This window comes from Variovorax sp. N23, from assembly GCF_025486315.1.
Classification (GTDB): Bacteria; Pseudomonadota; Gammaproteobacteria; order Burkholderiales; family Burkholderiaceae_C; genus Variovorax.
The window spans coordinates 269,148-293,504 of sequence record NZ_JAOOPY010000003.1; the positions used below are offsets into that span (position 1 = coordinate 269,148).

Here is a 24,357-nt window from a genome sequence, read left to right on the forward strand (position 1 = left end):
GACCGTGCCGGCTGTGGGATGACGCCCCTCAACTTTTGGCTGCAGCTGCCGATAAATCCACGGAATGCCGTCTGCTGCGGCGTCGCCTCGGGGCGATCCCGCTTCACAGGCGGGAATTCAGCGCTTGATGAAAACGAGGTCCCACACGCCGTGGCCCAGTTTCAGGCCCCGGTTCTCGAACTTGGTGAGCGGCCGGTAGTGCGGCTTCTCGGCCCAGCCGTCGGCGCTGTTGCGCAGCATCGGCTCGGCCGACAGCACCTCCAGCATCTGCTCGGCATAGGGCTGCCAGTCGGTGGCGCAGTGCAGGTAGCCGCCGGGTTGCAGCCGATCGGCCAGCTTGGCCACCAGCGGCGACTGGATCAGCCGGCGCTTGTTGTGGCGCTTCTTGTGCCACGGGTCGGGAAAGAAAACGTGGATGCCGGCCAGCGTGCCGGTCGGCAGCATGTGGTCGAGCACGTCGACCGCGTCGTGCGCGCAGATGCGGATGTTGGTCAGGCCCTGCTCGCCGATGCGCTTGAGCAGCGCGCCCACGCCGGGCTCGTGCACCTCGCAGCAGAGGAAGTTCGTCTCGGGCATCAGCGCGGCGATGTGCGCCGTGGCCTCGCCCATGCCGAAGCCGATCTCCAGCACGGTGGGCGCCTCGCGGCCGAAGGTGGCGGCGAAGTCGAGCGGCTCGGCGCGGTAGGGCAGCAAATAGGTCGGGCCGAGTTCGTCGTAGGCGCGTTGCTGGCCGTCGGTGGTGCGGCCGCCGCGCTTCACGAAGCTCTTGAGGCGCTGGCCATAGCGTGGGTTTCGCGGGGTGGTCGCGGCCGGGTCGGCGGCGTCGGCAGAGTCGGTGGGGCCCGGTACGTCGGGAGGAGGGGCGGTCGCGGGCAGGTTCATCACGGGCGCGAATTGTAGAGATCGCGCCAGGCGGCCACCCAGCCGGCCAGCGCATCGGCAGTGTTGGCCGCTGTCGTGGCGGGCAGTCCGAGCGCCTGCGCGGCCGTGGCGAGTGCCCGCAGTGCGGCGGCCGGCGTGCCCAGGTCGAGTGCCGTCGCGCCGTTCTGCTTGGAGAGCTTCTGGCCGTCCGGCGCGAGCACCAGCGGCGTGTGCAGGTAGCTGGGCGTCGGCAGACCGAGCGCGCGCTGCAGCAGGATCTGGCGCGCCGTGTTGTCGGCCAGGTCTTCGCCGCGCACCACGTCGGTGATTCCCTGGTCGGCATCGTCGACCACCACGGCGAGCTGGTAGGCCCAGGGGCCGTCGGCGCGGCGCAGCACGAAGTCGCCGACCTCGGCCGCCACATCCTGGCGTTGCGGGCCGAGTCGGCGATCGGTCCAGTGCAGGTCGTGCACGCACAGGTCGGGCGGCGGCGCCAGCGGCTCGACGGCGAAGCGCCAGGCGCGCGCGGCCTGGCCGTGCAGGCCTTGGCGGCAGGTGCCGGGGTAGACGCGCTCGCCGTGGCGCGTGTGTGTCACGCCGCGGGCAGCCAGGGTGGCGTCGATGTCCTTGCGCGAGCAGCCGCAGGGGTAGGCGCGGTGGGCTGCGATCAGGGCGTCCAGCGCCGCCTGGTAGCGCGCGGTGCGCTGCGTCTGCCAGAGGGGTGTCTCGTCCGGCACCAGGCCGCAGGCCGCCAGCTGGCCGAGGATGTGTTCGCCCAGCCCGGGCAGGCAGCGCTCGGTGTCGGCGTCTTCGATGCGCACCAGCCAGCGGGCTTGCGGGCCGCGCGCCCGCACGTCGAGCCAGCTGGCCAGCGCCGCCACCAGCGAGCCCGCGTGCAGCGGTCCGGTGGGCGAGGGCGCGAACCGGCCGGTCGGCGTCACGCCACCCGTCACACCACAGCGAGGGCCAGCGACAGGCCGGAGAGGAAGGCGTCTTCGACGCGGTGGCCCATGCACCAGTCGCCGGCCAGGCCGATGCGCGCCTTGGCGTCCCACAGGTGCGGCTTGCCCAGCGGCGCCTGCGTTTGCGCCTCGGGCCAGCAGCGGGCGCGGGCGTAGTTGGGCGTGGCGTAGATGCCGGTGATCTCGGCGAAGGCGCGCAGCAGCTTGGCCTCGACACGCGGCGCGTCGTCGCGCAGGTGTTCCTGCGACCAGGTCGGGCTGGCCTGCAGCGTCCAGCGCTCGATCGGATCGCGGCCCGGCTTGGACGATTCGCGTGCCAGCCAAGCGACGCGGTGGTGCGTGCTGCGCGCCGCGTTCCACTGCGGGCCCAGGTGCGACATGGTCGGCTGGTTGGCTTGCGGGAAGGCGATCATCAATGTCCAGCAGGGCGAGGCATGCACCTTGGCGATGTTGCGCTCGAGCGTGGGCGAGACCTTGCTGCGGCCCAGCAGCAGCCGCGCTTGCGCCGGCGGGATGGCCAGCAGCACGGCATCGAAGCCGGAATGGACCGGCACGCCGGGGCCGCCGTCGGTGTGCAGCTGCCAGCGGCGGCGGTCGAGCGCGTCGGGCTCGATCTGCGTCACCTGCACGCCGGTCACCAGGCGGTCGCCCAGCGGCTTGGCCCAGGCCGCCACCACCGCGTCCATGCCCGGCTGGGCCACGTAGTGCGGTTCGAGCGATGGCAGGGCGGCTTCGGCCACGCGGCCGTGCGGGTCGAGCACGCGCACGAGGTTGGCGCTCCAGGGCCGGCAGAGCTTGGGCACGGTCTGCAGCGCCAGGGCGAAGCGCTCGTCGCGCACGGTGAAGTACTGGGCGCCGCTGTCGAAGCGGCCGAAGGCGGTCGACTCGCTGGCCATGCGGCCGCCGGCGCCCGCTTCGGCCTCGAACACGGTGACCTCGTGGCCGGCCTGCACCAGCGTGCGTGCGCAGGCGATGCCCGCCATGCCCGCGCCGACGATGGCGAAGTGCTTGGGCGCCGGGCTGGGGCTTCGGTGGCGGGCGGTCGGTGCGGACGTGGTCATGACGGGTCTCTTTCTTTGACGGGCGGGCAGGGCGGAATGGCCGTTGACTCTACATCGGCTTTCAGCGGCCCCGGTGCTGCTCGAGCAGCGCGCGGCGTGTGCCCTCGTGCTCGAACTGCGCGAGCCACCATTCGAGTGCGCGGCCCGGCCGTGCGGCGGTGCGCACCCGCCACGCCAGGTGCATCTGGCCCACCGGCAACGCGCGTTCGGTCTGCAGCTCGACCAGGTGGCCGGCCTCGATGTAGGGCCGTGCCAGAGGCTCGGGCAGGAAGCCGCTGCCCAGGCCGTGCAGTTGCGCAGCGAGCTTGGCCTGCATGGTCGGCACGGTGAGCACGTCCTGCCCGCCGATCAGGTTGACGTTCATCGTCGGCCCGGCACGCGAGGAGTCGGCCGCGGCCACGGCGCGATGGCTGCGCAGCGTGGCGTCGCTGAGCGGTTGCGGCAGCCGGGCGAGCGGGTGGTGCGGCGCCACCGCGTAGACGAAGCGCAGTTCGCCCAGCGGCCGGGTACGGATGCCCGGTGCGGTGAAGCCGAGGCTCGATGCGTCGAGCACCGAGCCCACCGCGAGGTCGGCTTCGCCGCGGGCCAGCGCCTCGATGGTGCCGAGCAGGGTTTCATCGCGCAGCTTGAGGCGCGTGGGCGGCTCCAGCGCGTAGAAGGCGCCGACCAGGTCGAGCATCGGGTCACGGGCGATCACGCTGTCGATCGCGATGGTGAAGAGCGGCTCCCAGCCGGTGGCGACGCGCTTGACGCGGTTGGCGACCGCGTCGAGGTCCGACAGCAGCCGCGGTGCCTCGCGCAGCAGCTCGGCGCCGGCTTCGGTGAGCCGCGCCTGGCGTGCGCTGCGGTCGAACAGCAGCACGTCGAGCGCGTCCTCGATCTGCCGCACCCGGTAGCTCAGGGCGCTGGGCACCATGTCCATCGCGCGGGCGGCGCCGGCGAAGCTGCCCGCGCTCACCACCGTCTGGAGCATCGCGAGGGCGTCGGGGGTCAGCACGTCGCGGGCGCTGGGCATGGCCGATCCTTCATTCAAAAAAATAGAATGATGCCATCAAATGGGGACCACTTTCAGTGCGGTCGGCCGCCCTAAAGTTCTCTCCATTCGCTACGCATACGGCGTGGCACCTGAAGAGCCCCGATGGGGCAAGGAGTTCAACGATGTTGACGATTCGTAAATCCCAGGAACGTGGCTACGCCGATCACGGCTGGCTCAAGTCCTTTCACAGCTTCTCGTTCGCCGGCTACTACGACCCGGCCCACATGGGCTACGGCAACCTGCGCGTGATCAACGAAGACCGCGTGGCGGCCGGTGCGGGCTTCGGCACCCACGGCCACAAGGACATGGAGATCATCAGCTACGTGCTGTCGGGCGAACTGGCGCACAAGGACAGCATGGGCAATGTCGAGAGCATTCCGCCCGGCGACGTCCAGCGCATGAGCGCCGGCCGCGGCGTGATGCACAGCGAGTTCAACCACAAGGCCGACCAGACCACGCACTTCCTGCAGATCTGGATCCAGCCCAACGTGAAGGGCATCGAGCCCGGCTACGAGCAGAAGCGGTTCGACGCGGCCGACAAGCGCGGTCGCCTGCGCCTGGTGGCGTCGCCCGACGGCAGCGATGGCTCGGTGACGGTGCATGCCGACGCCAGGCTCTACGCCGGCCTGCTCGACGGTGACGAGAAGGCATCGCTGTCGCTCGACCCGTCGCGCAAGAGCTATGTGCACCTGGTGCGTGGCGAACTCGAGGTCAACGGCAAGAAGCTGGCAACCGGCGATGCAGCGATGCTCGAAGGCGAGACGCAACTCGCACTGACCGCCGGCAACGATGCCGAGGTGCTGGTGTTCGACCTCGCCGCCTGATTTCCCGCCGCTGCCTTCGGGCAGCGGCTTTTCCTTGTTCCCCTATTTCATCAACCGCAGGAGTATTTCCATGTCCACTCTCACCGCCAAAGGCACCACCGGCGTGACCACCACCTCGACCCAGGACGTCATCGCCCTGGTCGGCCGGATCTTGGTCGCCTATCTCTTCATCCCCGCCGGCATCGGCAAGCTCATGGGTTTCGCGGGCACCGTCGGCTATGTCGCATCGAGCGGCCTGCCGTTGCCGCAAGTCGGTGCAGCCCTCGCGATCGTGATCGAGCTTGGCGTCGGCATTGCCTTCCTGCTGGGCTTCAAGACCCGCATCTCGGCCATCGTGCTGGCTGTGTTCACGGTGGCGACCGCGCTGTTCTTCCACAAGTACTGGTCGGCACCGGATGCGATGAAGATGATGCAGCAGATCAACTTCAACAAGAACATCGCCATTGCCGGCGGCCTGCTCGCCTTTGCTGCCTTCGGCCCGGGCCGCCTGAGCATCGACAAGCGCTGAGCATTCGACCGAATCCCTGAACCCTTGACGAAAAGAACCTACACATGTCCAAGATCGCCATCGTTTTCCATTCCGGCTACGGCCACACGCAACGCGTTGCACAAGCCGTCGCCGACGGCGCGGGCGCCGAACTGATCGCCATCGACGCCGACGGCAACCTGCCCGAAGGCGCTTGGGAGACGCTGAACGCAGCCGACGCCATCATCTTCGGCTCGCCCACCTACATGGGCGGCGCCAGCTGGCAGTTCAAGAAGTTCGCGGATGCCTCGTCCAAGGTCTGGTTCACCCGCGGCTGGCAGGACAAGGTCTTCGGCGGTTTCACCAACAGCGCCAGCTTCAACGGCGACAAGCAGGTCACGCTGCAGTACCTGAACACGCTGGCATCGCAGCATGGTGGCCTGTGGGTCAGCCTGGGTCTGCCGCCGGCCAACACCAAGGCCGCCACGCGCAACGACGTGAACAACCTGGGCGGTTCGGTCGGCCTGCTGGTGCAGTCGCCGTCGGACGCCAGCGCTGCCGAAGTCCCGCAGGGCGACCTCGACACCGCCAAGCTCTACGGCGCGCGCGTGGCTGCGATCGCGGCTAAGCTGCACGGCTGATCCACACCTCGATGCGCGGCCCGAGCCGCGCCGCCCCATGATGAACGAACTGCTCGTCCTCCAGCCCCACGACAAGGACCTCGGTGGTGGCTTCAAGGTTCGGCGTTTGCTGCCGGCCGCGAAGCGACGTTCAGTGGGGCCTTTCGTCTTCTTCGACCACTTCGGGCCGGCCACCGAGACGCCCGGCAGCCAGCACGACGTGCGGCCGCATCCGCACATCGGGCTGGCCACGGTCACCTATCTTTTCGAGGGCGCGATGATGCATCGCGACAGCCTCGGCAGCGTGCAGGAGATCCTGCCCGGCGCCATCAACTGGATGACCGCCGGCCGCGGCATCGTGCATTCCGAGCGCAAGCCCGAGCGCCTCATGGGCGACACGTACGTCAACCATGGCCTGCAGCTGTGGGCGGCTTTGCCCCAGGCCTTCGAGGAGGTCGCGCCCAGCTTCGCGCACACGGCGGCCAGTGCCATCCCCGAACTCGACGTGCAGGGCGCGCAGGTGCGCGTGCTGATCGGCGAAGCCTTCGGCGTCGCGTCGCCGGTGAAGACCTTCGCACCCACCGTGTACCTCGATGTGGCCCTGCAGCCCGGTGCCAGCTTCGTGCTGCCCGCGCTGGCGGCCGAACTTGCGATCTATGTCGTGGATGGCCGCCTCGCCATCGACGGCACGCCGGTGGACGTCCACACCATGGTCGCGCTGCCGGACGGGCAGGGCGCCACGCTGACGGCCGCGCAAGCCGTGCGGCTGGTCGTGATCGGCGGCGCGCCGCTCGACGGCCCGCGCTTCATCACCTGGAACTTCGTCTCGAGCCGGCGCGAACGCATCCTGCAGGCCGGCGACGACTGGGCCGCCCAGCGCATGGGCCAGGTGCCCGGCGAAACCGAATTCATCCCGCTGCCGGGGCACCCGTTCAAGGTGCAGAGCCCCGAACCGGACACCGGCACCACGCCGGTCTGAGCCCCCGCGCTCAGTGCTTGCGCGCGAGGTCCGGGTCTTCGGCGGCCCGGGCGCTGGCGGCGTTGCCGGTCGCGCTCAGGTCGGGCGCCAGGGCGCGACGGCCGTCGAACACGAAGCAGTCGCCGCGGTAGTGCGCGCCGCCGACTTCCTCGAAGTACTTGAGGATGCCGCCCTCGAGCTGCAGCACGTTCTCGACGCCGGCTTCGCGCATCAGGATGGCCGCCTTCTCGCAGCGGATGCCGCCGGTGCAGAAGCTCACCACCGTCTTGCCGGCCAGTTCGTCCTTGTGCGCCAGCAGAGCCGGCGGGAATTCGGTGAACTTCGAGATGCGCCAGTCGATGGCGCCTTCGAAGGTGCCGTGGTCGACCTCGAAGGCATTGCGCGTGTCGAGCAGCGCGATCGGCTGGCCCGCGTCATCGTGCCCCTGGTCGAGCCAGCGCCGGAGCGTGGCGGCTTCGACCCCCGGCGCGCGGCCGGCTTCGGGCTGGATCGCCGGGTGGTCCATCCGGATGATCTCGCGCTTGACCTTCACCAGCATGCGGCGGAAGGGCTGCGAGACCGACCAGCTTTCCTTGGTTTCGAGCGTGGCGAAGCGCGGGTCGGCACGCAGTTCGTCGACGAAGCCGCGGACCGCGTCCGGTGCGCCGGCGAGAAAGAGGTTGATGCCTTCGGGCGCGAGGAGGATCGTGCCCATGAGCTGCCGCGAGCGGGCAGCGTCGAGCAGCGTGGTGCGCAGGGTGGCGGGGTCTTCGATGGCGCTGAAGAGATAAGCGGCGATGTTGAGGATGGGAAGCACGGGCGCGATTGTAGAAGTGCGCGCGCCACCCGGGCCGCAGGCGCAGGCCCCTCGGTTGATGGTGCGCAAGCCTTGGCGCGATCGATCGCCTAGCATCCCGCGTGACCGTTCGGCGGCCTCCGGCTTCATTCCTCTTTTTCCACGGAAGATCCCTGCATGAGCATCCGCCTCGCCATTCCCGATGCCCTTCGCCTGGTGGAGAAGCTCCTGCAGAAGCAGCAGGTGCCCGAGGACATCGCGCACGATGTCGCTGCGCACCTGATCGAGTCCGACCGCGTGGGCTATGCGAGCCACGGCATCTCCATCCTGCCGGGCTACGCCAAGGCGCTGGCCGACGGGCAGCTCGTTGGCGCGGCGCGGCCCGAACGGCTGACCGACAGCGGCGCCTTCCAGTCCTGGCACGGCCATCATGGCTTCGGCCAGCATGTCGGCAAGCAGGTGGTGGCGGCCGCCATCGACGCCGCGCGCCGCCACGGGCACTGCGTCGTGACGCTGCGCGACAGCCATCACCTGGGCCGCATGGGCCACTACGGCGAGCAGGCGGCTGCGGCGGGCATGGTCTTCGTCGCCTTCACCAACGTGACCAACCGGCCACCCACGGTCGCGCCCTTCGGCGGCGCCGAGGCGCGGCTCACGACCAACCCGCTGTGTTTCGCCAGCCCGCTGCCGGACGGCCGACCGCCGCTGATCCTCGACATGGCGACCAGCACCATCTCGCTCAACAAGGCGCGCGTGCTGGCCGACAACGGTGAATCGGCGCCGGCGGGCGCGCTGATCGATGCGCAGGGGCTGCCGACCTGCGACCCCGCCGTGATGTTCGCCAAGCCGCCCGGTGCGCTCTTGCCCTTCGGCGCCCACAAGGGCTACGCGCTGGGGGTGGTGGCCGAACTGCTGGCCGGGGTGCTGTCGGGAGGCGGCACCATCCAGCCCGAGCATCCGCGCACCGGCCTCGCCACCAACAACCTGTTCGCCCTGCTGTTCGACCCGGCGTCGGCCGGTACGGCGGCCTGGCAGGCGCACGAGGCCGGCGCCTTCATCGACTACCTGCTGTCGTGCCCGCCGCAGTCCGGCGGCGAGAGGGTGCAGTACCCGGGCGAGTACGAGGCACGCAACCGCGAGCGGCATGCGGCGTACATCGAACTGGGCGAGGGGAGCTGGAAGGCGCTGGCGGACCTGGCGGCGCGGCTGGGCATCGACGGCGCGGGCTGATCGGCGCCGCGAACGGTACGCGGCGGTCAGAAACCTTCTGTCGTGACGGCGAAGCCGGTGCGCACGGCGCTGTCCACCAGGCCGTGCGTCTTGCGGGCCATGCGCCACCAGCTCACGGCGACCAGCGCCGACGCCGCGGTGAGCGGCAGGGCCATCGGGTCGTAGAGCGCGGCCCAGATCGTCAGCCCGCAGAAGAGGGCCCAGACGATGGCGGCACATTCGGCGGTGTTCTCCCGCATCAGCAGGAACGTCATGGACTTCGGATCGCCGTGCGCGCAGAACAGCCCATGGACGACAGCCAGCACCGCGGTGCAGCCGATGCCGAGCAGCTCGAGCCCCAGCACCGGGGCAGAGGTGTCGTCCGCGGTGCGCAGGAGCGTGTGCATCGCGATGCACAGCGCCAGGGCGCCACCGACGTGGAGCGCGAGGGTTCGCAGCAGCCAATAGCACCGAACGAGCATCGCCTGTTCCTCGTGGGTTGGACCGCGCCGACCTGCAGCGCCTTCCCGCATCGCCGCGCCGAGAAAATGCCTCGGCGTGCCGGTGATTCTGGATGGCTTTGCCGGGGCGTGCGGCCCGCCTTCGGCATAAGTTCACGCCCCCTGGGGGTATCGCTTTCGTCCGATGCGAAATGACCACGTCGGCACGCGATGGGTCAGCGTCGAGCGGGGCCTTAACACAGGCCGGTGCACCCCGCTGGGGCGGGCGGCTTCCTACAATGACGCGATGTTCGTGCACCTGCGTCTCCACACCGAATTTTCCGTCGTCGACGGTACCAACCGCATCGACGAAGTCGTCGAGGCCGCCAAGGCCGACCGCCAGCCCGCGCTGGCCATCACCGACCTGAACAACCTGTTCGGCGGCGTCAAGTTCTACAAGGAAGGGCGGGGCGCCGGCGTCAAGCCCGTGCTGGGCGCCGAAGTCTTCGTCGACGGGCTGGGCGAGCCCGGCGTGCTCACCCGCATCATCCTGCTGGTGCAGAACACCGAGGGCTATCTGCACCTCTCCGAGTTGCTGGCGCGCGCGTGGACACAGAACGTCGGTCGCGGACAGGCGCAGCCGGCCTGCAAGCTGGTCTGGCTGCAGGAGCTCAACGGCGGCCTGATCGCGCTGTCGGGTGCGCAGGCCGGCCCGCTGGGCGCCGCGCTGCTGCAGGGCCAGGCGGAGCGTGCGGCTGAGGTTGCGCTGCAGCTCGCCGGCCTGTTCCCGCATCGCTTCTACATCGAGCTGCAGCGCGCCGGCCGGCCGGAAGACGAGCCACATGTGATCGCGGCCGTTCAACTGGCCGCCCGGCTCAAGTTGCCGGTCGTCGCCACGCACCCGGTGCAGTTCGCCCAACCCGACGACTTCGAGGCGCACGAGGCGCGCGTCTGCATCTCCGAGGGCGAGATCCTCGGCAACCCGCGGCGCGTGCGCCGGTTCACCCGCGAGCAGTACTTCAAGTCGGCCGCCGAGATGGAGGCGCTCTTCGCCGACGTGCCGAGCGCCATCGCCAACACGGTCGAGATCGCCAAGCGCTGCAACCTGACGCTGGTGCTGGGCAAGCCGCAGCTGCCCAACTTCCCGACGCCCAACGGCATGCCGATCGAGGAGTACTTCCGGGTCGCGTCCTTCGAGGGCCTCGAGGTGCGGCTGGCGCACCTCTACCCCGACGAGAAGAAGCGCGATGCCGAGCGGCCGCGCTACGTCGAGCGGCTCGAATTCGAGATCAACACGATCCTGAAGATGGGCTTCCCCGGCTACTTCCTGATCGTGGGCGACTTCATCAACTGGGCCAAGCTCAACGGCTGCCCGGTCGGCCCGGGCCGGGGGTCCGGCGCCGGCTCGCTGGTGGCCTACGCGCTGAAGATCACCGACCTCGACCCGCTCGAATACAACCTGCTGTTCGAGCGCTTCCTGAACCCGGAGCGGGTGTCGATGCCCGACTTCGACATCGACTTCTGCCAGGGCAACCGCGACCGCGTGATCGACTACGTGAAGGACAAGTACGGCCGCGACGCCGTCAGCCAGATCGCCACCTTCGGCACCATGGCCGCGCGCGCCGCCATCCGCGACGTGGGCCGCGTGCTGGACATGAGCTACATGTTCTGCGACGGCATCAGCAAGCTGATCCCGAACAAGCCGGGCAAGCCGGTGACGATCCAGTATCCGCCGCCCAACCTGTCGGAAGCCGACAAGGAGAAGTACGCGATCGCCGCCGAGCCGCTGCTGGCCGCGCGCATCGAGAAGGAAGAGGAAGTGCGCATGCTGGTCGAGCTGGCCCAGAAGCTCGAAGGCATGACCCGCAACATCGGCATGCACGCGGGCGGTGTGCTCATCGCGCCGGGCAAGCTCACCGACTTCACGCCGCTCTACCAGCAGCCCGGCAGCGACTCGGCCGTGAGCCAGTACGACAAGGACGACGTGGAGGCGGTGGGCCTGGTCAAGTTCGACTTCTTGGGCCTGGCCACGCTCACCATCCTGGAGATCGCGCGCGAGTTCATCGCCAAGCGCCACAAAGGCCAGGAAGATTTCGCGTACGAGAACATCAAGCTCGACGACGTGCCGACCTACCGGCTCTTTTCCGACGGCAAGACCGAGGCGGTGTTCCAGTTCGAATCGCGCGGCATGCAGGGCATGCTCAAGGATGCACGGCCCACGCGCCTGGAAGACCTGATCGCGCTGAACGCGCTGTACCGACCGGGCCCGATGGACCTGATCCCCAGCTTCGTGGCGCGAAAGCACGGGCGCGAAGAGGTGGAGTACCCGCACCCGGCCGTGGCCGAGATGCTCAGCGAAACCTACGGGATCATGGTCTACCAGGAACAGGTGATGCAGACCGCGCAGATCCTGGGCGGCTACAGCCTGGGCGGCGCCGACCTGTTGCGCCGCGCGATGGGCAAGAAGAAGGCCGAGGAAATGGCCGAGCACCGCGAGAAGTTCCGCGCCGGTGCGCTCGCGACCCACGGCATCGTGCAGCAGAAGGCCGACGAGATCTTCGACTTGATGGAGAAGTTCGCGGGCTACGGCTTCAACAAGTCGCACGCCGCCGCGTACTCGCTGCTGGCGTACCACACGGGCTGGCTCAAGGTCCACTACACGGCGGAGTTCTACTGCGCGAACATGACCGTGGAAATGGACGACACCGACAAGCTGAAGGTGCTGTTCGAAGACGCGACCAAGAACTTCGGCATGACCTTCGAGCCGCCGGACGTGAACCGCGGCCGCTACCGATTCGAGCCGGTCACCGACAAGGTGATCCGCTACGGTCTCGGCGCGGTCAAGGGCACGGGGCAACTGGCAGTCGAGGCCATCGTCAAGGCGCGGGAAGAGGGCGGCCCGTTCACCAGCCTGTTCAACTTCTGCGTGCGCATCGACCGCCAGCGGATCAACAAGCGCACGGTCGAGGCGCTGATCAAGGCCGGCGCCTTCGACGCCATCCAGCAGAACCGTGCATCGCTGGTCGCATCGATCGACCGCGCGTTCGAGTTCGCGGCCGCCACCGAAGCCAATGCGGCGCAGGTCGACATCTTCGGCGACTGCGAACACGGTTCGGCCACCCAGGAGCCGGACCTGGTCGAAGCCACGCCCTGGGGCGTGAAGGAGCGCCTGACCTACGAGAAGACCGCCGTCGGCTTCTACCTGTCGGGCCACCTGTTCGACGAGGTGGCGCACGAGGTGCGGCGCTTCTGCAAGCGGCCGATCGACGAACTGATGGACAGCCGCGAGCAGCAGGTCATCGCCGGCATCGTGAGCGACCTGCGCGTCATCAACGGCCAGCGCGGCCGGCTGGCGATCTTCAAGCTCGACGACAAGTCCGATTCGATCGAGGCAACGGCCGACCAGGCCGTGCTGGACGCCAACCGCAACACGCTCAAGGACGACGAACTCGTCATCGTCAGCGGGCGGCTGCAGCCCGGCCGCGGCGGCTTCGAGGCGCGCTTCCAGGTGCAGCAGGTCTGGGACCTGGCGGCGGCGCGCTGCCGCTTCGGCAAGTTCCTGCGGGTGGCGGTGAACGGCAAGGCGCCGGACATCGCCCGGCTGGTGAAGGACTTCCCGCCGCGCATCGAGATGAGCGAAGCGGGCGAGTTGCGCAACGGCCTGCCGGTGCGCCTTTCGCTGGCGCGCAACGGCGCGCAGGTGGAGCTGCAGCTGGGCGAAAGCGCCAAATTTTTCCCGACGGATGCCGCGTTGGCCAGCTGGACCGCGCAGGCCGAGGCCGGGAGGGCGGCTGTCATCTACGACTGAGGGTTGTCGACGGCCCTGCGGCCTTGTAGTAATCAATAAAAAGTATTACATTCGTCGCCCGTTGTAACAGGGCAGCCGCTGCCGCGAGAGGACGTCCATGCAGTGTTTCGAAGACAGCCCCGTGCTCGACCAACTGGACCGGGAGGCCTTCAAGTTCAAGCACAAGCTCATGGGGCATCCGGCGCTGAGCCTGGAAAACCTGCAGCGGGTGATCCCGTCGCTCCCGAAGGAGCGCGTGATGTATTCCAAGGCGCTGCTGCACAAGGGCGACGACTTCGAGGCGACCTTCAAGCAGCGCCCGGCCGATCGCACGATCGAGGAGACCATCGAGAGCATTCGCGTGAGCGACGGCTACGTCATGGTGCAGTCGCCCGAGATCGACCCGTCGTTCGCGCCGCTGCATCGCGAGTTGCTCGCCGATGTGCAAACCCTGATGCGTCGCCGTGGCGTGGGCACCGAGGCGATCGACCCGCAGCTCTACCTGTTCATCGCGTCGCCCAATGCCGTCACGCCCTTCCACATCGACCGCTACTCGACCTTCCTGATGCAATTCCGCGGCAGCAAGGAAGTCACGGTGTTCCCGCAGTGGGACGAGCGCGTGGTGCCGTCGGCCAGCCGCGAGGCCTACGTGGCCTACGCGAACTCGCGTCTGGCCTGGTCGCCGCAGGCCGATGCGCTGGGCACGACGTACCAGTTCGCGCCGGGCGAGGCGATCCACATCCCCTTCGTCGCCGGCCACCATGTGCGCAACGGCGGCGACGACGTGTCGATCTCGATGTCGATCATCTTCAACACGGCGCAGAGCATGGCCTGGCGCCGCGCGCTGAGCTTCAACCACGCATCGCGCCGTGTGCTGGGGCGCTTCGGCATCGCGCCTTCGCCGGTCGGGCGCAGCCCGCTGCGGGACAGCGCCAAGGCGCGGATCTGGGACGCGGTGAGCAAGGTGAAGAGCGCCCGCCGCTGACCTGCGCGGGCGCGGCAGGCCGGCTCAGCGCTTGGGCTTGAGTTCCACGATCAGCGCCGGCGGCACGCGGCCGTCGACGTCGCGCGGCAGCCTCTCGGTTTTCTGCAGGGCGCGCAGGGCGGCCTGGTCCCAGGCGGGCAGGCCGCTCGACTTGACCAGGCGCGGCGTGCCGACGATGGTGCCGTCCGGCGCCAGGCGCACATCGAATTCCGCACCCGGGTTGCCGCTGACCAGGTCGGCATCGGGGAACACCACGTTGGGCCGGACGGCGGCGGCCACCCTCCCGCCATAGCTGCCCGACGGGCCGGAGGACTTGAGCGCCGTGCCTGTGGCGCTGTCGTTGCCGCTGGCGCCGGCCAGGCCCTGCATGCGCTTGAGCGTGGCGGCGCGGTCGGCGGCGGCCTGCTTGGCATCCGCTTCCTTCTTCTTTGCCGCAGCCGCGGCTTCGGCCTGCTGTTGCTTGGCCTCGGCTTCCTTTTTCTTGCGCGCTTCGAGCTGGGCTTTTTCCTTGGCCTCCTGGCGGGCTTCGGCCTCTTCCTCGGCACGGCGCTTGGCTTCGAGCTCTTTCTTCTCCTGGGCGGCCTTGCGGGCGGTCTCTGCCTTCGCTTGTTGCTGTTTGGCCTGCTCCAGCTCGCGCTCGCGTTCCTTTTGCTCCTTGAGCTTTTTCTCGCGCTCGAGCGCGATGTCGGGTTCACGTGGCGGCGGCGGCTCCGGTGCACGCACCTGCGGGGCCGGGGGCGGCGGAGGCGGCGGTGGGGGAGGTGCCGGGGTCGGTGCGGGCGCAGGGGCCGGTGTCGGCGTCGGCGGCTGCGACAGGCGCGGCGCGGCCTGCTGCACGGTGGTGGACCACAGCTCGGCTTCGACCGCGTCGCTCTCGGCGTCGCGCTTCCAGTGCACGCCCCAGGTCAGCGCGGCGATCAGGACGACGTGCGCAACGAGGGCGAGCGCAACGGCACGCGGCGTGCCGCGCTGCGGTGGGGGGGCGAACTCGGGGCGGTCGGCGGCGAGCGACATGCCTTACTTCGCGCCCGTCGTCGTGACCGAGAGGCCGACGCGCTCGACGCCGGCGCGCTTGAGCTCGTTCATGGCCTTCACGACCGTCTCGTACTTGACGGTCTTGTCTGCGCTGATGACCACGGGGCGCTGGGCGTCGCCGCCTTGCGCCGCGATCACAGCCTTGCCGATCTGCGTGAAGGGTACGTTGGTGCCGCCGGTGCCGGTGGACGGGTCCTTCTTGACCTGGATCTCGTCGTCGGTCTTGATGACGATCTCGATCGGCTTGTCGGGCTGCTTGTTGGCGCGGTCGACGCTGGGCAGGTTGATCACGCTCGGCGTGATGAGGGGCGCCGTGACCATGAAGATGATCAGCAGCACCAGCATCACGTCGATGAACGGGACCATGTTGATCTCGTTGATCGTGCGGCGGCCGCGGCCGCGGGAGGAAACGGATGCCATCGGGTCGGGTCCTTGTGCGTGCGTTCGCTCAGCGGCCGGTGGCGGAGCCCTGCGACGACACGTGCGTCGACAGGTTGCGCTGCAGGATGTTGGAGAACTCTTCGGTGAAGGTCTCCAGCGCGATGGCGATCTTGTCGATCTCGCGGGCGAAGCGGTTGTAGCTCACGACCGCGGGAATGGCGGAGAACAGGCCGATCGCCGTGGCCACCAGCGCCTCGGCGATGCCGGGGGCCACGGTCGCGAGCGTCACCTGCGTCAGCGCGGCCAGGCCGGTGAAGGCATGCATGATCCCCCAGACCGTGCCGAACAGGCCGACATACGGCGACACCGATCCGACGGTTGCCAGGAAGGACAGGTTGGATTCGGCCACGTCCATCTCGCGTTGGAAGCTCGCGCGCATCGCGCGGCGGGCGCCGTCGAGCAGGGTAGAGGCATCGGAGATATGGCGCTCGCGCAGCTTCTGGTATTCGCGCATGCCGGAGGCGAAGATGCGTTCCATCGGGCCGGCGAACTTGGCGTTCTGGGCGGCCGAGGAGAACAGTTCGTTCAGGCTGGTGCCCGACCAGAACTCGCGCTCGAAGTCGTCGTTGAGCGTGCGCATGCGCTTGAGCGCGAAGTACTTGCGGATGATGGCGGCCCAGCTCGCGATCGAGATGCCGACCAGCAGCGCCACGACCAGTTGCACGACGAAGCTGGCGTGCAGCAGGAGGTTGATGATCGAAAGGTCTTGGTTGTTCATGGCTTCAACGGTTGGGAGATGGAGCTGCATTCGCGCGCGAGGGTTCCCGCGACATCTGCAGGAATGCGCGCAGGGCGCATGGTGGCGGCATCGACCCAGCCGATGCGGATCGTGCCTTCGCACAGCAGCACGGTCGGCTCGCCCCTGGAGAGCACGCGCTGCGCGATTGTGGCCGACGCCGCGCCGGTCTGACGCAACTCGGCCGTAACAAGCAGTTCGTCGTCCAGGCGGGCGGGCCGGTGGTACTTGAGCTGCGTCTCGCTCACGACGAACATGCCGCCGCTGCGCTCGCGCAGCGCCTGTTGGCCGATGCCCAGCGAGCGCAGCCATTCGGTGCGCGCGCGCTCCATGAACTTCAGGTAGTTGGCGTAGAACACGATGCCGCCGGCATCGGTGTCTTCCCAGTAGATGCGGATCGGGAACTGAAAAGTCATCCGGCCAGCGTCTTGAGCCGCGCGATCGCTTCCTCGAGATGCGCCATCGAGCTGGCGGTCGAAAAGCGGACGAAACGTGCGGTCTCGGCCGTGCCGAAGTCGCGGCCCGGCGTGACGGCCACGTGGGCACGCTTCATCAGCTCGAAGGCGAAGTCCCAGCTGCCCTCGACGCCGAGCCTGGGTGCGAAGGTGGCGCAATCGGCCCAGGCGTAGAAGGCGCCGTCGGGCACCACGGGCACCGTCAGGCCCAGGGCATTGAGTTGCGGGATGAACCAGTCGCGCCGGGCCTTGAATTCCGCACGGCGGCGTTCGTACTCGGCGATGCTCTCGGCCTCGAAGCAGGCGAGCGCAGCGTACTGCGCCACCGTGCTGGCACAGATGAAGAGGTTCTGCGCCAGCCGTTCGACCGCGGGCACGATGGCATCGGGCACCACCAGCCAGCCCAGGCGCCAGCCGGTCATGTTGAAGTACTTGCTGAAGCTGTTGATGCTGATGACCTGGTCGTCGATGGCGAGTGCGGTCTGGCCGAACTGGTCGTCGTACGACAGGCCGAGGTAGATCTCGTCGATCAGCGTGATGCCGCCGCGCTTGCCGACCACCTCGTGGATGCGGCGCAGCTCGTCCGGCGCGATCGAGGTGCCGGTCGGGTTGGACGGCGACGCCAGCAGCACGCCGCGCGTCCTGTCGGTCCAGGCGGCCTCGACCTTGTCGGCGCTCAGCTGGAAGCGCTCGGCGGCGGTGGTCGGCACCAGCACGGCACGGCCGTCGGCCGCGGTCACGAAATGCCGGTTGCAGGGGTAGCTCGGGTCGGGCAGCAGGATCTCGTCGCCGGCTTCGATCAGCGCCAGACAGGCCAGCTGCAACGCCGCCGAGGCGCCGGCCGTGATCACGATGCGCCGGGCCGGCACGTCGACGCCGAAGCGCTGGCGGTACCAGTCGCTGATGCGTTCGCGCAGCAGGTCGAGCCCGGTGGCCTGCGTGTACTGGGTCGCGCCGGCGCGCACCGCACGCACGGCCGCTTCCTGCACCAGCGGCGGTGCGGTGAAGTCCGGCTCGCCGATGTTCAGGAAGATCATCGGCCGATCGGTGGCCGCCACTTCGCGGGCCAGGGCGCTGGCCGCCTTGGCGACCTCCATCACATAGAAGGGTTCGATCTTCTCGGCGCGCGAAGAGATCCTCATGCGCGCGCCTTCCCCGACGCGCGGTCCGCTTCGACCTCCAGGCTGCGCAGCTGCGGCGCCAGGCCGTTCAGCACGGCATTGACGTACTTGTGGCCGTCGGTGCCGCCGAACTCCTTGGCGAGCTCGATGCATTCGTTGAGCACCACGCGCCACGGCACGTCGAGGCAATGGCGGAATTCGTAGACGCCGATCCACATCACGGCGTGTTCGACGGGGGAAATCTCGGCCAGCTTGCGGTCGAGCAGGGGCACGATCATCGCGTCGAGTTCGACCTCTTCGCGGATCGAGCCGTGCAGCAGGGCGTCGTAGTGCGCGGCGTCGGCCTTGTGGAAGCCGGCGAGGTCGCGCGTGAAATGGTCGATGTCGGTCGGGTCGTTGCGGCCGACCAGGTGCTGGTAGAGCGCCTGCAGGGCGAACTCGCGCGAGCGGCTGCGGTTGGACTTGGCCGCGGCCTTGCGTGCGCCGGTGGCCGTCAGGCCGGTGCGGCTCTGGCGTGGCTTGGTGCCGGGTTCTTTGGGGGAGGAGTCTGTCATTTGAGCGTTGCCAGCAGTCGCGCCATCTCGACGGCGACCCGGGCCGCGTCGCGACCCTTGTCGGTCTGCCGTGCGACGGCCTGTTCGAGGTTTTCGGTGGTGAGGATCGCATTGGCGATCGGCAGGTGCGCGTCGAGCGCGACGCGGCTGACGCTCGCGCCCGACTCGTTGGCGACGAGTTCGAAGTGGTAGGTCTCGCCGCGGATGATGCAGCCGAGCGCGACCAGCGCGTGGTAGCCGCCGCGCCGCGCCATGGCCTGCAGCACGATGGGCACTTCGAGGGCGCCCGGCACCTGGACATGGTCGACGTCGCCCTCGGCCACGCCCAGGGCGGCGAGCTCGGCCAGGCAGGCCGAAGCCAGCGCGTCGGTGATGTCCGCGTTGAAGCGCGCCTGCACGACGCCGATGCGCAGGCCCTTGCCGTCGAGTGGCGCGTCGGCGCCCTTGTTTGCGTGAAGCACGATGTCAGTCCTTGTGGATGTAGCCGGTGATCTCGATGCCGTAGCCGGCTGCCATGCTGGGCATGCGGCGCGGGGTGCCCAGCAGCTGCATCTTGTGCACGCCGCATTCGCGCAGGATCTGCGCACCGACGCCGTAGCTGCGCAGGTCCATGCGGCCGCGCTCGGGGGCCTGCGCGGGGCGCGCGGTGCCGTCGAACTGGGCCAGCAGATCTTCGCCGGTTTCGCCGCAGTTCAGCAGCACGGCGACGCCCTTGTTCTGCGACGCGATGTAGGCGAGGCTGGCGTCCAGGCTCCATGAATGGAGCGAACGGTTGACCTCGAGCGCGTCGAGCACCGACAGCGGTTCGTGCACGCGCACGGCCACGGTCTCGTCGGCCCCCCAGCTGCCGCGCACCAGGGCCAGGTGCACGCCGTTGCTCGGCTTGTCCTGGAAGGCGTGGGCGGTGAAGCTGCCCCAGGCGGTTTGGATTTCGCGCGAACCGATCTTGCGCACCAGCGACTCGGTGCGGCTGCGGTGCTCGATCAGCGCGGCGATGGTGCCGATCTTGAGGCCGTGTTCGGCGGCGAAGATCTGCAGGTCGGGCAGGCGCGCCATGGTGCCGTCCTCGTTCATCACCTCGCAGATGACGGAGGCCGGCGAGCAGCCGGCCATGGCGGCCAGGTCGCAGCCGGCTTCGGTGTGGCCGGCGCGCATCAGCACGCCGCCGTCGACCGCCTGCAGCGGGAAGATGTGGCCCGGCTGCACCAGGTCGGCCGCCACGGCGTTGCGGGCGACCGCGGCCTGCACGGTGCGGGCGCGGTCGGCGGCCGAGATGCCGGTCGTCACGCCCTCGGCGGCTTCGATCGACACCGTGAAGGCGGTCGAATGCTTGGCGCCGTTGCGCGCCACCATGGGCGGCAGGTTCAGCCGCTCGCACATGTCGCGCGACAGGGTCAGGCAGATCAGGCCGCGGGCATGCCGCGCCATGAAGTTGATCGACTCGGCCGTGATGTGATCGGCCGCGATGACGATGTCGCCTTCGTTCTCGCGGTCTTCCTCGTCCACCAGGATGACCATGCGGCCGGCCGTGAGCTCGGCCACGATCTCGCTCACGGGGGAGATGGGCGCTGGGGTGCGTCCGTTGCGGGGAGCCGCGATGGGCGTGACGGAGGCATTCATGGGGTGCTGTCTTTCTGCGGAACGGGGAGGGCGCCGGCCTGGAGCATGCGCTCCACGTAGCGCGCCACGGTGTCGATTTCGAGGTTCACTGCGCTGCCCTCCTTCAAGGTGCCGAGCGAGGTGTTCTCCACCGTGTGGGGGATGAGGTTGATGCTGATCTCGCTGCCCTCGGCGTTGTCGGTCACGGTGTTCACCGTCAGGCTCACGCCGTTGACGGTGATCGAGCCCTTGTACGCCAGAAAACGGGCCAGCGCCTGCGGCGCCAGGATGCGCAGTTCGCAGCTTTCGCCGACGGGTGCGAAGCGGGTCACGCGGCCGATGCCGTCGACGTGGCCCGAGACGATGTGCCCACCCAGCCGATCGCTCGCGCGCAGCGCCTTCTCGAGGTTGACCGACGCGCTTTCCTCGGCGAGACCGGCCGTCTTGTCGAGCGATTCGGCCGAGATGTCGATGGTGAACTGCTGCTGCGCCGGGTCGAGCGAGGTGACCGTCATGCAGGCGCCGTTGAGGGCGATGCTGTCGCCCAGGCCGACATCGTCGAGGTAGCCCGGCGGTGCGGCGATGCTGAGGCGCTTGCCGTGGGAGGAGGAGCTTCCGAGGTTGCGTACGGCGGCGATGCGCCCCACGCCGGTGATGATGCCGGTGAACATTCCCGCATTTTCGCAGAGAACGCGGCCGGCTCTCCCGGGGCGCCCGGAACTCAGAAGGAATCGCGTCCCTGCACCCGCGCGAGGATGCGCAGATCGGGGCCGAAACGCTCGACCGAACGGAAGTCGAGGGCGAGGGCGCCGGCCAGTGCCGTCAGCGGTCCTCCGGCATAGGGCTGGCTCGCCATCCCGAAGCCGTCGCCCAGGAACTTGGGCGCCAGGTACACCAGTAGCTCGTCGACCAGGCCTTCACGCATGAGCGAGCCGTTCAGCTTGTGACCGGCCTCCACGTGCAATTCGTTGACCTCGCGCACGGCCAGATCGCGCAGCATGGCCGCCAGGTCGACCTTGCCGTCGGCGTTGGCCAGGACGGTCACCGTCGCCCCTTTCGCTTCCAGTGCCGTGGCGAGGGCGTCGTCGCGGCGGGCCGCATAGATCCAGACCCGGCGGCCGGGAATGTCGAACAGCCGGGCGCCGGGCGGGGTCTGCAGGCGGCTGTCGACGATCACCAGATGGGGCTGCCGCGGCGTGTCTATTCCGCGCACATCGAGGCGCGGGTCGTCTTCGATCAGCGTGCCGACGCCGGTCAGCACGGCGCTGGCGCGCGCGCGCCAGGCATGGCCGTCGGCGCGGGCGGCTTCGCCGGTGATCCATTGGCTGCTGCCGTTGGTCAGGGCCGTCTTGCCGTCGAGCGAGGCGGCCGTCTTCATGCGCACCCAGGGCGTCTTGCGGACCATGCGGCTGAAGAAGCCGATGTTGAGCTCGCGCGATTCGACCGCGCCGGGGCCGACCTCGACGTCGACCCCGGCGGCGCGCAACCGCGCAAAGCCCTGGCCCGCCACCAGCGGGTTCGGGTCGGCGATCGACGCCACGACGCGGCGGATGCCGGCGGCGATCAGCGCGTCGCAGCACGGGCCGGTGCGGCCATGGTGGGCGCACGGCTCCAGCGTGACGTAGGCGGTCGCGCCCTGGACCGAATGGCCGCGCACGGCGGCGTCACGCAAGGCCATCACTTCGGCGTGCGGGCCGCCGACGGCCTGGGTGTGGCCGGCGCCGAGGATGCGGCCGGCGGTGTTGGTAAGGACGCAGCCGACGCGGGGATTGGGGTCGGTCAGCAGGAGGCTGTCGAGGGCCAGGCGATGCGCGTGGGCGCTCTGGATGGCGTCGTCGGAGGGGAGGGGCATGGCGGCGAGAGGTCAGGTGGCGCGCCGGATCTGCGCGTGGTGCGGTCGTGCGAGAAAGTGCGCGCGCGGCCGTTCGGATCATACGAGCGGTAGCGCGACAGGGGACGAACGGCGCACGGCCGACCCTCGATGAAACCTAGACTTCGCAAAACGACTGCACGGGGCCTTTGCCCGTGACAGATCCACGTCAGGGAGTGAAAACATGGTGTCATCCAGGCGCGCCGAGGGGGGCTTTTCCCTTCTCGAGGTGCTGATCTCGATCGTCGTGCTCAGCATCGGGCTGCTGGGCGCGGTCGGCATGCTGTTGGCGGCGGTCCGCAGCACCAACGAATCGGGCGCCTTCACCACCGCCGTCAACCTGGTCCGCGAGCTGTCCGAGAAGGCGCGGATCAACAAGAACATCGCCGCGCGCAACAACGCCGAGAACGCCTACGTCGTCGCCTGGGCACGCGGCGGTGCGCTGCCCGACGCAGACCTCGCCTGCGTCGGCGCCGACGCGGCCTGCACGACCAAGCGCCTCGCCGCCTGGGACGTCCGCACCTGGCTGGAGCGGGTCGACGCCACATTGCCCGAGGCGCGGGTCGTGGTCTGCTTCGACGACAAGCCATTCGCGGACGACGGCAGCGCCACCTGGTCCTGCAGCAAGACCGGCCGCAACCTCGTCGTCAAGCTCGGCTGGACACCCCGCATCCCCACGGACGCTGAAAAGGATGTGGCGAAGCGCCCGCCGCGCGTGGTCATGCAACTGATCCCCGGACAGGACTACGATGACTTCACGCCGAAACGCTTCTGAGCGCCGCCGCGACACGCAGCGCGGGGTCACTCTGGTCGAACTGATGGTCGCGGTGGCCATCGGCCTCGTCGTGATCCTGGCCGCGACCGTGGCCTTTCTCGCGGGCAAGAAGCTCTTCAACACCGACGCCGACGTCCAGGCCGTGCAGGATTCCCTGCGCTTCACCCGCTACATCGTGCAGAGCGTGGTGCGCCAGGCCGGTTACGCCGACTACGCGCCGGACCGGTTGAGCGACGGCGTCGCGGTGATCGCGAGCAATGCGGCGTTGCTCGGAAACGGTGTCGGGACCGACGACCTGAATGTCGTCGGCGCGAGCAATACCTCGGTCGAGCGCGATGACGACAGCGTGGGTGCGAACGGCACCGACATGAAGGCCCGGAACGACTCGCTGCTGGTCCGCTTCTTCGGCCGCAGCAAGGCCGACGAAGACGCGGCGGACGACACCATCGTCGACTGCCTGGGCCATCCTCAGAAAGGCCCGTCCGCCACGCCGACGGCGGCCGATCGCGCCTGGAGCTTCTTCTATGTGGCCAATGGTGACGACGGCGTGCCGGCGCTCTACTGCAAGTTCCGAACGAAAAAAGGGGATTTCGACTCGGAGCAACTGGCCCGCGGCGTCGAGAGATTCAAGGTCGTCTATGGCTACGACGCCGATGGCGACAGCGTGCCGGAAGCGTGGCTCGACGCCAACGCCATCAAGACCAAGGCGGGGAAAAACGCCTTGGGCGCACAGGTCAATGCCGAATGGCGCAAGGTGGTCGCCGTGCGCGTGGGGATCGTGGTGCGCAGCGATCAGCCGAATGCCGACGTCAGGCAGATCACGCTGTACCCCCTCGGCAAGGAGTTCAAGGACACCGTCAACTTCGAGCCGCCGGATGATGGCCGTTTCCGCTCGGTGTCGACCTTCACGGTGATGCTGCGCAATGTCATGAGGGATCCGGCATGAGCAGGCGCATCCTTCGATCCTCGCGCTGCCGTCGGTCCGGTGGTTTCTCTCTGATCATGGTGTTGCTGCTGCTCGTGGTCGTCACCGTGCTCGGCGTGGGGGCGGCACAGCTGTCGCTGGTGAACGAGCGCAGCGCCCGCAACGACCGCGACAACGAGATCGCCATGCAGGCCGCGGAGGCGGCGCTGGTCGACGCCGAGCTCGACATCCTCGGCCCCAATCCCGGCGCCGCGGCCCGTCTCTGCCTTTTCAACAACAAGGACGTCGCGCCTTTCGTGGAGGGATGCGGCAGCCGCACGAGCCTGGGCCTGTGCGCGCCGAGCGCGCCGGGCACCACCCCCGCCTGGATGAAGGCCGATCTGTCGCCGGGCAGCAAGACTTCGGTCGCCTACGGCACCTTCACCGGCCAGGCCTATGTCGTCGGCAAGGGCGCGACCTCGGCGGCCTTGCCCCGCTACATCGTCGAGGTCATGCGCAACAGCGGGGGCTGGCAGGCCAATCGCCTGGAGAGCGCCAGCGCCGGCAACGTCACCCACCTCTTCCGCGTGACCGCCATCGGCTTCGGGGTCGACGCCGACACCCAGGTGGTGTTGCAGACCAATGTGTACAAGCCGACCGTCAGTGCCGGTTGTCCTTGAGAGGGAGTGCCAGATGTTCTCGATCCGACAAGGCGAGCCGAGGCGTGCCGCCGTGGCGTTGCTCCTCTACCTGGGAGCCGCCACCTTGCTTTCCGCGGCGGCACCCGCCCCCGTGCCCCTGGTCGCGCCCGACGCGGTGCTCGCCGACGAGCCGCTGTTCTCCACCTCGTCGCGCGTCAAGC

26 protein-coding genes are annotated in these 24,357 nt (G+C 68.9%); 10 read left to right on the forward strand and 16 right to left on the reverse strand.

Annotated elements, in window-relative coordinates:
* Nucleotides 1–117: 117 nt before the first annotated feature.
* The 4 genes from trmB to N8A90_RS06475 form a co-directional block, all read right to left on the reverse strand.
* Nucleotides 118–882 (reverse strand): tRNA (guanosine(46)-N7)-methyltransferase TrmB, encoded by a 765-nt coding sequence (gene trmB, locus N8A90_RS06460; protein WP_262073996.1) that lies wholly within the window; start codon nt 880–882, stop codon nt 118–120.
* Nucleotides 882–1,802 carry a tRNA glutamyl-Q(34) synthetase GluQRS gene (gene gluQRS / locus N8A90_RS06465; RefSeq protein WP_262073848.1) on the reverse strand — a complete coding sequence of 307 codons (921 nt, stop codon included), beginning with the start codon at nt 1,800–1,802 and terminating at the stop codon, nt 882–884. Before gluQRS ends, trmB begins: the two co-directional genes overlap by 1 nt.
* A gap of 8 nt (nt 1,803–1,810) precedes the next feature.
* Nucleotides 1,811–2,884: an NAD(P)/FAD-dependent oxidoreductase gene (locus tag N8A90_RS06470; protein ID WP_262073849.1), complete on the reverse strand. Its 1,074-nt coding sequence runs from the start codon at nt 2,882–2,884 to the stop codon at nt 1,811–1,813.
* A 61-nt stretch (nt 2,885–2,945) separates the two neighbouring features.
* A complete protein-coding gene (locus N8A90_RS06475; RefSeq protein ID WP_262073850.1) occupies nt 2,946–3,899 on the reverse strand; it encodes a LysR family transcriptional regulator in 954 nt (317 codons plus the stop codon).
* Nucleotides 3,900–4,042: 143 nt separating this feature from the next.
* On the opposite strand from N8A90_RS06475, the gene N8A90_RS06480 reads away from it, so the two are divergent.
* From N8A90_RS06480 to N8A90_RS06495, 4 genes are all read left to right on the forward strand, one after another.
* On the forward strand, nt 4,043–4,744 hold the full coding sequence (locus N8A90_RS06480; protein WP_262073851.1) for a pirin family protein: 702 nt from the start codon (nt 4,043–4,045) through the stop codon (nt 4,742–4,744).
* Between the two features lie 70 nt (nt 4,745–4,814).
* Entirely contained in the window at nt 4,815–5,252 is a 438-nt protein-coding gene (locus N8A90_RS06485) for a DoxX family protein (protein WP_262073852.1), read from the forward strand.
* A 44-nt stretch (nt 5,253–5,296) separates the two neighbouring features.
* Complete coding sequence (locus N8A90_RS06490) at nt 5,297–5,851, forward strand: flavodoxin family protein (protein ID WP_262073853.1); 555 nt, start codon at nt 5,297–5,299, stop codon at nt 5,849–5,851.
* A gap of 40 nt (nt 5,852–5,891) precedes the next feature.
* Complete coding sequence (locus N8A90_RS06495; RefSeq protein WP_410087642.1) at nt 5,892–6,809, forward strand: pirin family protein; 918 nt, start codon at nt 5,892–5,894, stop codon at nt 6,807–6,809.
* A 10-nt stretch (nt 6,810–6,819) separates the two neighbouring features.
* Here the strand turns inward: N8A90_RS06495 and N8A90_RS06500 are convergent, their stop codons facing one another.
* The gene (locus tag N8A90_RS06500; RefSeq protein WP_262073855.1) at nt 6,820–7,605 is read right to left on the reverse strand and encodes a sulfurtransferase; all 786 of its coding nucleotides are present in this window, start codon (nt 7,603–7,605) and stop codon (nt 6,820–6,822) included.
* 162 nt (nt 7,606–7,767) lie between these two features.
* Between N8A90_RS06500 and N8A90_RS06505 the strand changes: the two genes are divergently transcribed.
* Complete coding sequence (locus N8A90_RS06505) at nt 7,768–8,814, forward strand: Ldh family oxidoreductase (RefSeq protein ID WP_262073997.1); 1,047 nt, start codon at nt 7,768–7,770, stop codon at nt 8,812–8,814.
* Nucleotides 8,815–8,840: 26 nt separating this feature from the next.
* Here N8A90_RS06505 and N8A90_RS06510 read toward each other — a convergent pair whose 3' ends face one another.
* Nucleotides 8,841–9,275, reverse strand: coding sequence for a hypothetical protein (locus N8A90_RS06510; RefSeq protein ID WP_262073856.1), 435 nt, complete (start codon nt 9,273–9,275; stop codon nt 8,841–8,843).
* 265 nt (nt 9,276–9,540) lie between these two features.
* On the opposite strand from N8A90_RS06510, the gene dnaE reads away from it, so the two are divergent.
* Both dnaE and N8A90_RS06520 read left to right on the forward strand, forming a co-directional pair.
* Complete coding sequence (dnaE, locus tag N8A90_RS06515; RefSeq protein ID WP_262073857.1) at nt 9,541–13,041, forward strand: DNA polymerase III subunit alpha; 3,501 nt, start codon at nt 9,541–9,543, stop codon at nt 13,039–13,041.
* A gap of 97 nt (nt 13,042–13,138) precedes the next feature.
* A complete protein-coding gene (locus tag N8A90_RS06520; protein ID WP_262073858.1) occupies nt 13,139–14,005 on the forward strand; it encodes a cupin-like domain-containing protein in 867 nt (288 codons plus the stop codon).
* 24 nt (nt 14,006–14,029) lie between these two features.
* Here the strand turns inward: N8A90_RS06520 and tolA are convergent, their stop codons facing one another.
* From tolA to ribD, 10 genes are read right to left on the reverse strand one after another with little or no spacing between them, the layout of a single operon-like run.
* Nucleotides 14,030–15,019 carry a cell envelope integrity protein TolA gene (tolA, locus tag N8A90_RS06525; protein WP_262073859.1) on the reverse strand — a complete coding sequence of 330 codons (990 nt, stop codon included), beginning with the start codon at nt 15,017–15,019 and terminating at the stop codon, nt 14,030–14,032.
* Between the two features lie 3 nt (nt 15,020–15,022).
* The gene (locus tag N8A90_RS06530; protein ID WP_262073860.1) at nt 15,023–15,460 is read right to left on the reverse strand and encodes an ExbD/TolR family protein; all 438 of its coding nucleotides are present in this window, start codon (nt 15,458–15,460) and stop codon (nt 15,023–15,025) included.
* 28 nt (nt 15,461–15,488) lie between these two features.
* Nucleotides 15,489–16,199 (reverse strand): protein TolQ, encoded by a 711-nt coding sequence (gene tolQ, locus N8A90_RS06535; RefSeq protein ID WP_262073861.1) that lies wholly within the window; start codon nt 16,197–16,199, stop codon nt 15,489–15,491.
* Nucleotides 16,196–16,633 carry a tol-pal system-associated acyl-CoA thioesterase gene (gene ybgC / locus N8A90_RS06540; protein ID WP_262073862.1) on the reverse strand — a complete coding sequence of 146 codons (438 nt, stop codon included), beginning with the start codon at nt 16,631–16,633 and terminating at the stop codon, nt 16,196–16,198. The genes tolQ and ybgC overlap by 4 nt, the downstream gene beginning before the upstream one ends.
* On the reverse strand, nt 16,630–17,814 hold the full coding sequence (locus tag N8A90_RS06545; protein WP_262073863.1) for a pyridoxal phosphate-dependent aminotransferase: 1,185 nt from the start codon (nt 17,812–17,814) through the stop codon (nt 16,630–16,632). Before N8A90_RS06545 ends, ybgC begins: the two co-directional genes overlap by 4 nt.
* On the reverse strand, nt 17,811–18,347 hold the full coding sequence (gene nusB, locus N8A90_RS06550; RefSeq protein ID WP_262073864.1) for a transcription antitermination factor NusB: 537 nt from the start codon (nt 18,345–18,347) through the stop codon (nt 17,811–17,813). The genes N8A90_RS06545 and nusB overlap by 4 nt, the downstream gene beginning before the upstream one ends.
* Nucleotides 18,344–18,808, reverse strand: a complete 465-nt coding sequence (gene ribH / locus N8A90_RS06555) for a 6,7-dimethyl-8-ribityllumazine synthase (protein ID WP_262073865.1) — start codon at nt 18,806–18,808, stop codon at nt 18,344–18,346. Before ribH ends, nusB begins: the two co-directional genes overlap by 4 nt.
* A 4-nt stretch (nt 18,809–18,812) precedes the next feature.
* Nucleotides 18,813–19,967, reverse strand: coding sequence for a bifunctional 3,4-dihydroxy-2-butanone-4-phosphate synthase/GTP cyclohydrolase II (gene ribBA / locus N8A90_RS06560; RefSeq protein WP_262073866.1), 1,155 nt, complete (start codon nt 19,965–19,967; stop codon nt 18,813–18,815).
* Complete coding sequence (locus tag N8A90_RS06565; RefSeq protein WP_262073867.1) at nt 19,964–20,617, reverse strand: riboflavin synthase; 654 nt, start codon at nt 20,615–20,617, stop codon at nt 19,964–19,966. The genes ribBA and N8A90_RS06565 overlap by 4 nt, the downstream gene beginning before the upstream one ends.
* 50 nt (nt 20,618–20,667) lie before the next feature.
* A complete protein-coding gene (gene ribD / locus N8A90_RS06570; RefSeq protein WP_262073868.1) occupies nt 20,668–21,798 on the reverse strand; it encodes a bifunctional diaminohydroxyphosphoribosylaminopyrimidine deaminase/5-amino-6-(5-phosphoribosylamino)uracil reductase RibD in 1,131 nt (376 codons plus the stop codon).
* 202 nt (nt 21,799–22,000) lie between these two features.
* Between ribD and pilV the strand changes: the two genes are divergently transcribed.
* The 3 genes from pilV to N8A90_RS06585 are packed head-to-tail and all read left to right on the forward strand — an operon-like array spanning nt 22,001 to nt 24,175.
* Nucleotides 22,001–22,591, forward strand: coding sequence for a type IV pilus modification protein PilV (gene pilV / locus N8A90_RS06575; protein WP_262073869.1), 591 nt, complete (start codon nt 22,001–22,003; stop codon nt 22,589–22,591).
* Nucleotides 22,566–23,537 (forward strand): PilW family protein, encoded by a 972-nt coding sequence (locus N8A90_RS06580; protein WP_262073870.1) that lies wholly within the window; start codon nt 22,566–22,568, stop codon nt 23,535–23,537. Before pilV ends, N8A90_RS06580 begins: the two co-directional genes overlap by 26 nt.
* A complete protein-coding gene (locus N8A90_RS06585; RefSeq protein ID WP_262073871.1) occupies nt 23,534–24,175 on the forward strand; it encodes a PilX N-terminal domain-containing pilus assembly protein in 642 nt (213 codons plus the stop codon). The genes N8A90_RS06580 and N8A90_RS06585 overlap by 4 nt, the downstream gene beginning before the upstream one ends.
* The last annotated feature ends 182 nt before the right edge of the window (nt 24,176–24,357 follow it).